A 209-nucleotide genomic window follows, 5' to 3' on the forward strand; every position below is an offset into this window, starting at 1 on the left:
CCACGCCTGCGTACGAGCGCGACCGGAGCACCGCACCAGAACCAGAGCACGGGCGCGGGCACGACAACAGCGCCGCACCCGAACCAGAGTCGGAGGACGAGCGGAGGCTGAGCACCGGGTCCGAGTCGGAGCACGAGCGCGGGCGCGACCGGGTCACGGCACCCGCGCCGGAGCCGGAGCACGAGCACGAGCACGGCCAGAGCGCCGCA

1 protein-coding gene is annotated in these 209 nt (G+C 74.6%); it reads left to right on the forward strand.

All coding sequences use genetic code 11. From position 1 onward, the window contains the following. Nucleotides 1-209 (forward strand): hypothetical protein (locus HCK04_RS41800; protein ID WP_205831316.1); only part of this gene is annotated, 209 nt, incomplete at both ends.

It is taken from the genome of Microbispora sp. CL1-1, from assembly GCF_012034195.1.
Lineage (GTDB): Bacteria > Actinomycetota > Actinomycetes > Streptosporangiales > Streptosporangiaceae > Microbispora.